Origin of the sequence: Novosphingobium sp. PP1Y, assembly GCF_000253255.1 — a bacterium.
Taxonomy (GTDB): domain Bacteria; phylum Pseudomonadota; class Alphaproteobacteria; order Sphingomonadales; family Sphingomonadaceae; genus Novosphingobium.
In genome coordinates this window covers 1350953-1364535 of sequence record NC_015580.1, presented here as the reverse complement: position 1 = coordinate 1364535, position 13583 = coordinate 1350953, and the positions used below count along the sequence as shown (strand labels likewise).

Annotated in this window: 11 protein-coding genes; 6 read left to right on the top strand and 5 right to left on the bottom strand. The window is 61.7% G+C overall.

The genetic code is table 11. From position 1 onward, the window contains the following. Positions 1-2 precede the first annotated feature (2 nt). The 6 genes from PP1Y_RS12530 (at position 3) to PP1Y_RS12505 (ending at position 5865) form a co-directional block, all read left to right on the top strand. Positions 3-767 carry a helix-turn-helix transcriptional regulator gene (locus tag PP1Y_RS12530; protein ID WP_013832571.1) on the top strand — a complete coding sequence of 255 codons (765 nt, stop codon included), beginning with the start codon at positions 3-5 and terminating at the stop codon, positions 765-767. A gap of 101 nt (positions 768-868) precedes the next feature. Next, positions 869-1291: a Zn-ribbon domain-containing OB-fold protein gene (locus tag PP1Y_RS12525; RefSeq protein ID WP_013832570.1), complete on the top strand. Its 423-nt coding sequence runs from the start codon at positions 869-871 to the stop codon at positions 1289-1291. Continuing rightward, positions 1288-2445, top strand: a complete 1158-nt coding sequence (locus PP1Y_RS12520; protein WP_013832569.1) for a thiolase family protein — start codon at positions 1288-1290, stop codon at positions 2443-2445. Before PP1Y_RS12525 ends, PP1Y_RS12520 begins: the two co-directional genes overlap by 4 nt. An 8-nt stretch (positions 2446-2453) precedes the next feature. Then, positions 2454-3632 (top strand): acyl-CoA dehydrogenase family protein, encoded by a 1179-nt coding sequence (locus PP1Y_RS12515; protein ID WP_013832568.1) that lies wholly within the window; start codon positions 2454-2456, stop codon positions 3630-3632. A 33-nt stretch (positions 3633-3665) separates the two neighbouring features. After that, positions 3666-4841, top strand: coding sequence for an acetyl-CoA C-acetyltransferase (locus PP1Y_RS12510; RefSeq protein WP_013832567.1), 1176 nt, complete (start codon positions 3666-3668; stop codon positions 4839-4841). Between the two features lie 4 nt (positions 4842-4845). Continuing rightward, positions 4846-5865, top strand: coding sequence for an acyl-CoA dehydrogenase family protein (locus PP1Y_RS12505; protein WP_013832566.1), 1020 nt, complete (start codon positions 4846-4848; stop codon positions 5863-5865). A gap of 12 nt (positions 5866-5877) precedes the next feature. Here the strand turns inward: PP1Y_RS12505 and PP1Y_RS12500 are convergent, their stop codons facing one another. From PP1Y_RS12500 to PP1Y_RS12480, 5 genes are all read right to left on the bottom strand, one after another. After that, complete coding sequence (locus PP1Y_RS12500) at positions 5878-7383, bottom strand: DUF1254 domain-containing protein (protein WP_013832565.1); 1506 nt, start codon at positions 7381-7383, stop codon at positions 5878-5880. A 21-nt stretch (positions 7384-7404) separates the two neighbouring features. Next, positions 7405-8661, bottom strand: a complete 1257-nt coding sequence (locus PP1Y_RS12495) for an MFS transporter (protein ID WP_013832564.1) — start codon at positions 8659-8661, stop codon at positions 7405-7407. A gap of 87 nt (positions 8662-8748) precedes the next feature. Then, positions 8749-11034 (bottom strand): TonB-dependent receptor, encoded by a 2286-nt coding sequence (locus tag PP1Y_RS12490; protein WP_013832563.1) that lies wholly within the window; start codon positions 11032-11034, stop codon positions 8749-8751. A gap of 69 nt (positions 11035-11103) precedes the next feature. Continuing rightward, complete coding sequence (locus tag PP1Y_RS12485) at positions 11104-12162, bottom strand: phosphotransferase family protein (protein ID WP_013832562.1); 1059 nt, start codon at positions 12160-12162, stop codon at positions 11104-11106. Positions 12163-12197: 35 nt separating this feature from the next. Then, complete coding sequence (locus PP1Y_RS12480; protein ID WP_041559292.1) at positions 12198-13376, bottom strand: acyl-CoA dehydrogenase family protein; 1179 nt, start codon at positions 13374-13376, stop codon at positions 12198-12200. Positions 13377-13583: the final 207 nt, after the last annotated feature.

The following is a 13583-nucleotide window of genomic DNA, read 5'->3' as shown; positions in this document are numbered from 1 at the left end:
CGATGACCAACAAGCAGGTGTCCGACGTCCGGTTCGACAGCGTGGACGGCATTCGCAAAGCGGCCACGACACTGCGTTTCGCGGTCGAGGACATTTGCGGACTGCGCACGGCTATAACGCACAATATCGCTGTGCGTGAACCAATGCGCGACAGCAGTGGCGCCGTACTCGCTACCGAAGTCTTCGGTTTCCGAAACGACGAACCGCGCTGGTGGGAAGCACCGCAACTTGCCCTGACCTCGCCACTTGCACTCGCATGTCGGGTGGAAGCCGAGCCTTTCTGGTGCAATGCCGAGGGCTTCCGCACGCGCCTGCCCAACCCCCTTCTTGATCTGGTCGACCGCACCGATTTCGAAGCTCGCGCACTGACGCGCGCCGCGCTCGTGGTACCGATCCATCTGCCGTTCGGACAAATCGCTGCGGCTAGTTTCCTTTCGCACGACCCATTTGAAGACGACCTTTCGGCACAATATGCCTATGCCGACCAGGTCGGGGAACTCGCTCGCGCATTCGTGTGTTGCTACGTCAAGCTGAATTGGACCAGGTCCGCCGGCCCTCATCCGGTTTCTCTTACCAAACGCGAAGTTGAATGCCTGCGCTGGGCCGCAGCCGGCAAAACCAATGACGAGATCGGCATCATCCTCGGGCTGCAACGCACGACTGTGCGGTTCCATATCCGCTCGGCATCGGTGAAGCTCGATGCGGTCAATCGCGACCAGACGCTTTTCAAGGCTGCCCAACTCGGATTTCTCGGGATGTTGCGCTAGCCGAACGAGCCTTCCGGCGAGGGGGAAGATACGCCTTCTGTCGCAATGGTCAGAAGCCAATCGGAGTTCTGGGCGATAGGCCTATTGGCAGGAGAGCACTCATGCCAACAAGTCCAGCACCGCCCATCGATTCAGAGATAATTGTCGAGATTGGCGGCAAAATTGCCCTTGCCGCCTCGCGCGAAATCGCAAGCGGCCGTATCGTATTTCCGCCCAAGATAGCCGCCGACGCGCGCTACGAGCATGTCGTCCTGCCAAGCGAAGGGAGGCTGTGGTCCTGGACCGTACAGCGCTTCCGGCCAAAGTCGCCGCCCTATGCCGGGTCAGACACCTTCGAGCCGTATGCCGTCGGCTATGTCGAGCTCGATGGTGCGCTGATTCTTGAGACCCGCCTGACCGACGTCGCCTTCGACGCGTTACACCTCGGTATGCCGATGCGGCTCGTGCCTCTCAGCTTCGAATTGGCTGGCGGCGAGAGGCGCACAACCTTTGCATTCGCACCCATGGAAGGGAGCGCCACGTGACGGAAGTGTGCATCATCGGCGCCGGCATCCACCCTTTCGGTCGCACGCCAGAACGCTCCGGACTTGAACAAGGGGCTTATGCCGTGCGCCAGGCCCTCGCCGCGACGGGACTCGAATGGAGCCAGGTACAGTTTGCCTATGGCGGTTCGGACGAAGCCGGCAATGCCGACACAATGGTTTCCGAGCTTGGTCTGACCGGCCTGCCCTTCATCAATGTTGCCAACGGCTGTGCCACCGGCGGATCGGCCATGTTCGGCGCATACAACACGATCCAGTCGGGGCAGTTCGACCTTGGCATCGCAGTGGGCTTCGACAAGCACCCGCGCGGTTCCTTCTCGCCATTACCAGCCGATTGGGGATTACCCGATTGGTACGGCGAAACAGGTCTCATGCTGACGACGCAGTTTTTCGCGATGAAGATTCAGCGCTACATGGCGAACTATAGCATAGCCGCCGACACGCTTGGGGCGGTCGCCGAAAAGGCTTTCGCAAACGGAGCGCTCGCCCACCATGCCTGGCGGCGCGAGCCGGTCGATCGTACGACCATTCTGAACTCGCCCATGGTGAGCGACCCTCTCACCAAATTCATGTTCTGCTCGCCAGCAGAAGGCGGCGTAGCGCTCGTCTTCGCCAGCGAAAAGCGCGCGAAAGCAATGGGACTGCCGTTCGTCAGGCTCCGGGCTGCGGCCGTCCGCACGCGCCCGCCCGGGTCCTTCGAGGTATTCAGCCCGGGGCTCGACATAGAACGCGGAGGCTCTCCCACCACGCTCGCCGCGAAAGCTGCCTACGAGATGGCTGGTGTGGGGCCTGAGGACATCGACATCGCTCAGTTACAGGACACCGAGGCAGGCGCAGAGATCATGCACATGGCCGAAAACGGCTTCTGCATCGACGGCGAGCAGAGCAAGTGGATTGCCGAGGGACGCACCCGCATCGACGGCGCACTTCCGGTCAATACGGATGGCGGTTGCCTGGCATGCGGTGAGCCAATCGGTGCATCTGGCCTGCGCCAGGTCTACGAGAACTTCGTCCAGCTTACCGGCCGCGCTGGCGCGCGCCAGGTCGCCGGTCGTGACGGACAGGGACCGCGGCTCGGATACAGCCACGTCTATGGCGCGCCGGGCGTTTCCGCCGTCGCGATCCTCGAACGCTGAGATTGATTATGGACCTGTCACTCACACCATTTCAGGAAGCCTTCCGTCATGAAGTCCGAGCCTTTCTCGCCCAAGCGCTGACGGACGACCTCAAGCGCGGAGCAGCGCTTACAACGGGAGTCTTCGCCGAACCCGACATCGCGCGCGAATGGCAGGCTATTCTCGATGCAAAGGGCTGGCTCGTCTACCACTGGCCAGCATCCGCCGGAGGCCCTGGCTGGAGCCCGATCCAACGCTGGATCTTCGAAAAGGAATGTGCCGAAGCCGGTGCGCCAATCCTGCCGGGCATGGGCCTGAAACTCGTCGGCCCCGTGCTCTACACTTTCGGCACCGAGGCGCAAAAAACGTATTACCTTCCTCGCCTGAGGAGCGCCGAGCACGTCTGGGCCCAAGGCTTCTCGGAACCCGGCTCGGGCTCGGACTTGGCCAGCCTTCGCACCAGAGCGGTGCGTGAGGGCGATGAATACGTCGTGACCGGCCAGAAAATCTGGACCACCCAGGCCCAGTACGCGAACTGGCTATTTGCCCTTGTACGCACCGACTTCGAGGTGAAGCCCCAAGCGGGTATCAGCTTCCTGCTCATCGACATGACGAGCCCCGGCATCTCGGTCCGTCCTATCCTCTCGGCTTCGGGCGATCATGAGCTCAACGAAGTCTTCCTCGACGAAGTCCGGGTGCCCGTCGCCAATCGCATCGGCGAAGAGGGCCAAGGCTGGACCATTGCCAAGTTCCTGCTGGAAAATGAACGCGGTGGCTCAACCTTCGCGCCTCAACTTTTGGCAGACTTGAGCCGGCTGCGCGAAGCGGCGCCTCCCCTGCCCGCCACACTTGCATTGCGTGCTGCCCGCATAGAGGCCCAAGCCTGTGCACTTGAACTCACCGAACTTCGCACACTGGTCGAACTCGAGGGCGGAGCAAAGCCGGGGCCGCGTACCTTTGCAACAAAGCTGATAGCTTCCGAAATTCGCCAGGAGCTCGAGACTCTGGGGGTCGACGCCTTCGGCCTGGCAGGACTTCAGCTGCCGGCCGAGCGCCCGCTCTACGGCGAGCGGGCAACCGCGCCCATCGCCTGCGCCGAGGCCCAGGCCGCTGCCGCGCGTTATCTGAATGCCCGGGCCTGGTCGATCTTCGGCGGAACGAGCGAAATCCAGCTGGACATCATTGCCAAGGCCGCGCTCGGCCTTTGACCTGACAAGACACCATAAGAAAGAGAAGAGACCATGCCTGAAGCCTATATCGTCTCCGCCCGCCGCACCGCCGGGGGCCGCCGCAATGGCCGTCTTGCCGGCTGGCACCCAGCGGACCTGGGCGCCGCCGTACTCGACGCTCTCGTTGCCGATGCCGAAGTCGATCCCGCCGCGATCGACGATGTGATCATCGGCTGTGTCAGCCAGGTAGGCGAGCAGTGCTTTGCCTTCGCTCGCAACGTCGTGCTGGCCTCCAGCCTGCCACAGAGTGTGCCCGGTGTGACAATCGATCGCCAGTGCGGTTCCTCGCAGCAGGCACTGCATTTCGCCGCGCAGGCCGTCATGTCGGGCATGCAGGATCTAGTTGTCGCGGGCGGTGTCGAAAGCATGACGCGCGTCCCGATGGGGTCCGCAATCACTTTGGCACAAGCCGGTGGCATCAATGCCGATCCTTTCTCACCCGCGATCAAGGAGCGCTTCGGCGTGCCCGCGTTCAACCAGTTCGCCGGCGCACAGCTGATTGCCGACAAATACGGTTTTACGCGCGAGGATCACGATGCCTTCGCGCTCGAAAGCCATCGCCGCGCCGCCGCCGCAACCCAGAACGGCGCTTTCGCCAAGGAAATCGTCCCGATCGCTTACGAAGCGGAGGACGGCACAAGCGGTAGCCACGAAACCGACGAAGGGATACGCGCCGATTCCACCATGGAGTCGCTCGCGCAGGTCAAGCTGATCGGCGGAAAGGGAACGCTTTCGGCCGCGACGGCAAGTCAGATCTGCGACGGCGCCTCAGGTGTGCTTGTCGCGTCTGCCGAAGCGGTCAAGGCACATGGTCTCACGCCAATTGCAAGAGTGGTGAACATGGCGGTCACCGCAGGCGACCCGGTCATCATGCTGGAAGAACCGATCCCGGCAACGCGCAGCGTGCTTCAGCGGGCCGGGCTTTCGCTCGGCGATATCGACCTGTTCGAGGTGAACGAGGCCTTCGCCTCGATTCCGCTTGCCTGGGCCAAGGCGCTCGGCGCCGACCTTGCGAAGGTCAATATCCACGGCGGCGCGATCGCGCTCGGCCACCCGCTCGGTGCGACCGGCACCAAGCTCATGACGACCTTGATCCATGCACTGCGGGCCCGGGGCAAACGCTATGGCCTGCAGACGATGTGCGAAAGTGGTGGGATAGCCAACGCCACGCTGATCGAGGCGCTGTGAAGCCATGAATTTCGCACCCAGTGAAGAGCAGGCCATGGTCTGCGACATGTTGCGCCGGTTTCTCTCCGATCGGGGCGAGAGCGCTGGCCTGGCGCATGGCCCTATGCCGAAGGCGGACTGGCTGGCGCTGGGCGAGCTGGGGCTCTTCGCCTTTCTCCTGCCGGAGAGCATGGGTGGAATGGGCGGCGCAGCAAAGGACGTCATGCTTGCGGCCGAAGCCTTCGGCACCGCGCTTGCCATAACCCCGCTCGCTCAGGGCGTAGTAATGGCCGGCGCACTGATCGGCGCGGGCGCAAGCGGCGAATCGGCCGGCCATTGGGGAGAAGCGATCGCTTCGGGCGAAGCAACCTTCGGATACGCGCAGGGCGGGAGACGGCAGGATAGACGGGTAACGGGCAAAATAGGCCTTGTGCGCGACGGCATGACAGCATCGGGCTTTCTGCTGCAGCTCGAATCTGGAGAGCTGGCGCTGATCGAGGCCGACGCACCCGGCGTACAACGCACACCCGTTCGCCTCGCCGACGGGAGCCTTGCGGCGAACCTCGAGGTCGGGGATGCAAAGGCCGAATTCCTATCCCATGCTTCTGGCGACTTCGAACGAGCGCATGCACTGGCAGGCATCGCCGCGAGCGCCGAACTTGTGGGCACGATGGAGACGCTGCTCGGCCTGACCGTCGATTACGTCAGGCAACGCCTGCAGTTCGGCAAGCCGATCGGCAGCTTTCAGGTAATCCAGCACCGCTGCGCCCGGCTCTATATCTCGCTGGAACAAGCCCGTTCCTTGCTGCTGCGCGCAGCGCTGAGCGATGCGGGCCAGTTCGTTCGCAATTCGGCCATGGCCAGCGCCTTCATCGCCGAGGCGGCACAAGGGTTGGCCGAGGACGCGGTGCAACTCCATGGCGGTATGGGAGTCACCGACGAACTGGCCGTCGGACGGGCTTTGCGACGCGTACTCGTGCTGACGCGCAGCGACGGCGGTGCAGCGACGGGTTGGGACAGGCTGGCTCTGCAAGACGCGGCCTGAGGCCGGCAGAGGTCAGCCTGCAGGGCAAGCGGCCGGGTCAACCTCTTCCACCGGCATGATCGCAGGCGGATGCCATTGGCCTTTGGCCGCAGGCGGCAAAGGCCGATATAACCGCATCATCAGCATGAACCCCTCTCGAGGCGCGGGCAACCAGTTTGCTTCGCGCCCGGGCCCCGGGTTCTCGCTCTGGACGTAGATGCGAAGCGAGCCGTCCGCTCCGTAGCGAATACCCGGTGTTCGGTCTCCGATCGAATAGCGCTGCATGGAATTCGGGACGAGGAATCCCTTGGCATAGTACATGGTGATCGACCAGAACGCGCCTACCGGTGGCAACTGGTTCTTCGCGAAGCAGATCACATAATCCTTGCGACCATCCAGCGCCGCGCCGTCGCCGTCGAAATGCGCGACAGGGTAAAGCGCCTCGTCCTTGTCGTTGACGTAGATCTGATCCATCGCGACGGCAGCACGCAGAAGGTAATCGCCTCCGAAACGTGAGCCGGCGAAGCTCGTCGACCATCCGCGTGAAAGCTCGCCCAGATTCGCTGTCTTGGCACGGATCACGGCGAAACCATCGGTTACCCCGCGCTCAACCGCATTGCGCTCCGCCTCGTCGAGAAGGGACGGTAGAAAGCCGTTCTCACGCGTCAGACCTATTCGGGCGAGCGGCGCGATAATCTTCGCGTCCTGAGGCATGGGGAGCCAATCCTGCAGCACCGCGCCAAGATCGCTTAGAAAGTCAAATGGCTCGGGATCCGCAACGAGGCCACCTGGCAACACCCGCTGTGCCGTGACTGGCGCCTTCTCGATCCGATCCGGCCCGAGCCAACGATCCAACTCAATCCTGTCCTGGAGCGCGTGCACCGCTGGCAGATCCGCCTCGCCGTTTACCAATATGCGGCCTGCGATCATCATGTAGCGCTGCCGGCTACGTACGACGAGTGCGCCTCGCGGGATCGGTCCCATGTATTTCGGCGCGACAACCGCGATCTGCGGCAGCTTCGCTCCATGCGTTGACTGGCCGTAGGAGTACTGCGTCGAACTGTCGGCCTCCCCGAACTGGAAGGTATAGTAGCGCGCACCGAAATCGGGAGTTCGCAGCAGGAATGGCCCCTCGTCAGTGTCGAGGAATGCCAGAACGTAAAGGGTATCGTTGTTGGGCGCTACGCCGATGCGCGTCTTGGGGTCGGCAAGAGCGCGGGCACGACCAAGGCGGTTGAGCGGCGCCGTCGCAAGCGTGGCAGGCCTTTGGGAGAAAGGGTGCTCCGGTTGAGTGGCCTTCACTCGCAACTGGGCGGCCCGTACGAGCGGATACCCCCACACCGTAGCGCGCAAGGCGAGTACATAAGGATCCATGCTCTCACCGGAAAAGATCTGTTCGGTCGTCTCAGCGCCGACCAGAGAGACCGGCTGAGCGGCAAGTACCTGTGTCTGGGTGGGGGTCGCATTGTGAGGCGGCTGGACGCAGGCTGACAAAACGAGCGCACCGAGCAAAGGGATCGATCTCGTGGTTCTGGCCATGGGCCAATGCTCCCTGTCGGATCAGCGCGAGAGATCCCGCGTATAAGTGCGAGCAGCGAGAAGGAAGCAGCCTCCCGCACCGATAGCAACGAAGGAGAACGCTGCCATGGCGACCCTGAGCCCTTCTTCACCCCCGATCGTGTCGCTCAGCAAACCGGCAAGCCAGGGCCCCAATCCCAAACCGACGATGTTGACCGTCAAAAGCAGCACCGAGGTCGTGAAGGCCCGGATGCCGGGCGGAACGAGAGCAAGGCAAAGCGCAATGATAGGGCTGTAGTAGAAGAACAGGAAAAACACCGCGAACGCGCTGCCGAGCAACGAGACCTCGAGCGAGGGAGAAAGAACTTGCAGAAGCGTTGCAGGACACACGGCCATGGCCACCAGCGCCATGATGATCGGCTTGCGGGCCTGCCGCTTCTGGCCAATGCGATCCGTGACCCAACCGCCGGCAAGGATACCGGCGCCACCGCCCAGGCCCACCATGAATGCAAGCGCCGTTGCCACTTCGCCCAGCGACATATGGTGGAGGCGCGCATAGAACGGTGCGTTCCAGTTCAGCGCGATCGAAAGTACGAAGTTATTGAGTGCGCCGCCCGCGAAGAGAAACAGAAGACTCGGCCGCGCCAGCATGATCGCGAAGCCTTGCCGCAGTCCGGGTAGCTCGACCTCCGAACCAATATCGAAACGCCCGCGGGGCGGCTCCTTCAACAGGGCGAGCAATATCGGCGCCAACAACAGGCCCGTGCCACCGATAATCCACATTGCGGCGCGCCAATCAATGGCTTGTGCGATCCACCCCCCGGATAGGTAGCCTAGCATTACGCCGATCGGAAGGGCCATCCCCCACAATGCAAGGGCGGTGCCGCGCCGGGCGGGTTCGTAATAATCTGCGATGACGGAATGGCTTGCGGGAATGCTGCCTGCCTCACCCAACGCCACCCCGATGCGGAAGAAGACGATCGAGGTAAAGCTCCAGCTGAAGCCTCCGAGCGCGGTCATCGCACTCCACAGGGCAAGCGAGGCGACAATGACATATTTGCGGTTAAAACGGTCGGCAAGCCGTGCGATCGGCACGCCCATCGTGGAGTAGAAAAGCGCGAAGGCAAGACCGGTCATCATCCCGAGCTGCGCATCGCTCAAGGCCAGGTCGCGCTTGATCGGCACCTGCAGGATCGAGATTATGGTCCGATCGACGTAATTGAAGATTGAGACCAGCAGCAGGACGAGCAGAGCGACCCTTCGGTTTCGCACGGACGATACATGGTCGCTATGCGGCATTTCGGTCCTTCTTCCCAAATCATTTATCTGTTCGGCGTGTCCGGCCGCAAGAGTATTCATCCCCTGCGCCCGGACCTTAAGCCAAGATCACTGACCGAAACGTGCGTTCAATGTAATTCCGATTACACGCGATGGCGCGATGGCCAGCCTTTCGACGTCTCGCTGAGCGGCTGGAGTTGCGGCAACTTCCGAGGGCGAAAGCTGGTAGAAGTAGTAATTGAGGCCGTTGGCCGCATAAGTCTTGTTGAAGACGTTCGTGCTCCACAGACGGATGTCCCAGGCCCCACTCGGCGGCGAGTATGAAATCGAGACGTTCCCGACGTTCTTCTGCTTGGTATAGGGAACGCCGATCTGGTTCGCATTGGTCGCCACCAGCTGGTACGCGCTGGCCCACTTGTCGTCGAAATGGAACGTGATGCGCGCGCCGCTATCCAGTTCCTTCGTGTAATCCAGCATGGCGGTGAAGGCGTGCTTCGGTGTGAAGGGAACCTGGTTCCCGCTGCAGTCGGCCCCTCCTGCTGCGCAACCCTGGAAAGTGGAGTAATAAGCATCGGTGTACGCGTAATTGGCTCCGATCGACAGCCCCTGAACCGGGTTGAGCTTTGTCTCGACCTCGACGCCCTTGACGCGCTCACTGCCAGCGTTGCTGTCGGTAAGGACACCATCGACGAGGGAGCGGACCTGCAGATTCTTGGTATCGGCGATATAGGCCGCGATGTTGGCAGTCAGCAGGTTGTTGAAAAACGACGACTTGGTGCCGATTTCGTAGCTCCATGTCGTCTCAGCCTTGAGGGGCACTTGCGCCTTGATCTCATTGGGCGCGGTCAGCACCCACCCGCCACCCTGGAAGCCCTTCGACGCTGAGGCGTAGAACGAAATGTCACGCGCCGGCTTGTAGTCGAGGATGAAGCGCGGAGTGAATGCCGACCATGAATTCGTCGCCCCGCCCTTGCCGAGCTCGGTGAAGAATGGGGCCCCATAGAACGGAGAGGAGCCGGTGTGCCGGGTATAACCGTCCTTCTTCTCGTAGGCGTAGCGCACGCCCGCAGTCAGCGAAAGCTGGTCGGTAAGCTTGTACTTGCCCTCGACGAAGGGTCCGACGCTGAAATTGTGGATGCGCCCTTCGACGAGCTGCGAGGCCAACGCACCTTTGGTCAGGACCGAAAGGTAGGATTCTGGATACGTCCCGTCGAAATTGAACTGAATGCCCTTATAGAGGTTCTCGTAGCCGACATAGACCCCCGCGAGCAGACTGAAGGGGCCACCCCAATTCGACGTGAAGCGAACCTCTTCACTGATCTGGCTCTCGTTGTTATAATTGATTGAAGGCGTATTGAGCGGCAACGGCCCCCCGTCGGCATCCTCAATGAACGCCGCATCCATCCAGCGATAGCCGGTGATCGAGGTAATGGTTCCGATGCCTGTCTCGTAATCCAGCTTGAGAATGCCGGCAAACAAGTCGCGCCGCGTCGAGCCGTCGGTATCGAGAAGAGTCTTGTGCAAGTCCCCTCCGTTTGCCGCTTGCACCTGGGCTGCCAGCGCACCGGGACCGACGATCACTGCACCGCTGCCGTATCCGCCACGGTGCGTATAGGACGCGCTCGCCGAAACCTTCAGCGAATCCGAAGCCTGCCATGCAAGAGAGCCGCGCACGCTCTGGACCTTGTTATCGTCGAGATAGTGGCCGGTCGTGAGGTTCTTCTGGTAGCCGCCGTTGTTCTTGATGCCATAGGCAAATCGAGCCGCCAGGTTTTCATTGAGAGCGACGTTGAAGTAACCGTCGGTCTCAATGCCTGGCTGTCCGGCATCGTTCACGAGCCCAGTCATCGTGATCCGACCATCGTTTCGGCCGAGCTGCGCCGGATTGCTTGTAATCTGCACCGCACCGCCGACGGCGTTGCGACCGAACGTGGTGCCCTGAGGACCGCGCAGAATGGCGACCTGCTGGACATCGAACAGGTTCGTGTCGAAGGAGGCCAAGGTACCATAATAGATGTCGTCAATGTAAACGCCGACGGGAGTTTCAAGCCCTGGCGCGTCATTGGTCGTCGATTTGCCGCGGATCTGGAATGTCGTCGTCGAGGTTCCCTTCACCGGAACGAACGTCGGTCCGGGCGTAATGCGCGTCATCGAGGCGAAGTTATCGATGCGCTGCGCCTGAATCTGCTCCGCATTCACCGCGCTGACGGCGATCGGCACGTCCTGCAGCCTTTCAGCGCGCCGCGTCGCCGTGACAACGATTTCCTCCACCGCCTTTGCCGAGGCCTCGCCAGCCGGTCCATCCTGCGGCGCCGTCTGCGCGGCTGCCGGCGAACATGCGAGTCCGGCTGTCGTGCAAAGCAATGCGATCCGAACGAAGTTATGCTGCTTCATAATCAACCTCTCCCCAAATGCCTTTGTGTGTGCACTTCCGTTAATTGTGTTTCCTGGAAGCCGAGCTCATCAGGTGGCGCCAGCCTCCCTCGCCGCGTGCCAGGCGGCACGTGCGAGCGGTTCGATGCGAGTAATGACTTCCTGCGCATTCTCTGCGGTTTGCACACCGTCGCGCGCACGTCCCGCGATGCCCTGCAGGATCGCGGCGACGCGAAAGAGGTTGAAAGCCTCATAGAACGGCGCCGTCGGGTCGGATTTGAGCCCCGTCCTCTCACAGTAGCGGCGGGCATATTCGTCGGCATCCGGGATACCGAGTGCGGCGAGGTCCGCGCCCTTGAGTGTACCGCGCACATCGACCCCCGCCGGCCGAAACCATTCGAGCATGTGGTAGGTCAGGTCGCCCAGTGGGTCGCCGAGAGTTGAGAGTTCCCAGTCGATGACTGCCGAGACACGCGGCTCAGTCGGATGGATCAGCAGGTTATGGAAGGAAAAGTCGCCGTGGATGATCGCGGTCGTATCGCCCGTATCCGGAATCGCCGTGGGTAGCCACTCGATCAACCGGTCCATCTCTGGAATGTTCTGCGTACGCGAAGATTCATACTGACGCGACCAGCGCGAAATCTGCCGCGCGAAATAATTGCCAGGGCGCCCGTAATCCGAAAGACCGAGAGCCGCAAAGTCGACCATGTGCAGGCGGGCGAGCGTCTCGTTCGCTGAATCGTAGATCGCTGCACGCTCTGCCGGATCGAGACCCGGCATCATGGGATCCCAGAAGCTGCGACCCGGCACGTAGCGCATGACGAAGAACATCGTGCCGATAACATCGTCGTCTTCGCAGAGCACCAGTGGCTCGGCAATCGGCAGGCCCACTTCGAACAAGGCGCGCGTCACGCGAAACTCCCGGTCGACCGCGTGCGCCGACTTGAGAAGGACGCCGGCTGGCTTGCGCCGCAGCACGTACTGAGCATCTGATGTAGTAAGCCGGTACGTCGGGTTCGACTGGCCACCAGCGAACTGCTCGACTTTGATCGGCCCCGAAAACCCGGGGATCCTTCCCTCGAGATAAGCAACCAGGCGCGCCTCGTCGAACGCCGCATTTGCGGCGACGGCGTGAGTGCTCCCGATCATCGCCTCTGCCTTGCTTACATTTGCGGGCGATGCGCTCACTGGGAAGTCTCCCGGTACTTGCGAAGTTCAAGCCGAGCCAGTTGGCGTTCGTGAACTTCATCGGGGCCGTCGGTCAGACGAACGATGCGGGTGTTGGCATAGAGTTCGGCGAGGCCGAAATCGTCGCTGACGCCGCCACCGCCGTGAGCCTGAATCGCCTCGTCGACGATGCGTTGGGCAATCTTGGGCGCGGCAATCTTGATCATCGCGATTTCCGCGCGAGCCGCTTTGTTACCGACAGTGTCCATCATGTGCGCCGCCTTGAGGCAGAGGAGACGCGACATTTCGATCTCGCAGCGCGCGCGCGCTATGCGCTCCTCCCAGACCGAATGCTCCGCGATAGCTTTCCCGAAAGTGCGGCGCGAAAGCAGACGCCTACAGGTCTTTTCGAGCGCCACTTCCATCGACGCGATATTCCGCATCGTGTGGTGAATGCGACCCGGCCCCAATCGCCCCTGCGCAATCTCGAAGCCGGCGCCCTCTCCCACGAGAATGTTTTCAACGGGTACCCGCACATTCTCGAGGGCAACTTCGAAGTGGCCGTGCGGCGCGTGATCGTAACCGAAGACCGGCAGGTAACGCACGAGCGTAACGCCCGGCGTGTCGCGCGGAACGAGGACCATCGACTGCTGCCGATAAGGTTCGCCCTCCGGATCTGTCTTGCCCATCACGATGAAGAAGTCGCAGCGCGGATGACCTGCACCGGATGACCACCACTTGCGGCCGTTGATCACGTATTCATCGCCTTCCCGGCGAATATCCGTCTGAATGTTTCGCGCGTCCGAGGAGGCAACGGCAGGCTCGGTCATGAGGAAGGCCGACCGGGTTTCCCCGTCGCGCAGCGGAACCATGAAGCGTGCCTTCTGCTCATGCGTACCGTAGCGGTGCAGGACTTCGAAGTTGCCCGTATCCGGTGCCATGCAGTTAAACACTTCGCTTGCGAACGAAATGCGCCCCATGAGTTCCGCTATGGGTGCATACTCCACATTGGAGAGCCCCACACTGGTAAAATACTCGTCATCATGCTCGCTGGGCGGCATGAAGATGTTCCACAGCCCCTCTTCTCGCGCCTTAGCCTTGAGTTCGTCGAAGATTGGCGGCACCTCGGCCCAACGGTCAATCTCGGCGAGCTGGCTGTGGTAGATCGGAACGGCAGGTACGATGTGCTCGTCCATAAAGGCGCGCACGCGCTCCATCCACGCGACCGAATTGGCAGATTGCCCGAAGTCCACTTTTCTTCTCTCCCACGCACTGCGGTTGGTTCGCTGATGGCCAAACCCATACGGTACATTCGACCGACCGGTCGAGTGGTAATTAATCGACCGACCGTTCGGCTGTCAATTTGGTTAGTGAAAAAATTTTCGGTTGACGCCCGACCAGTC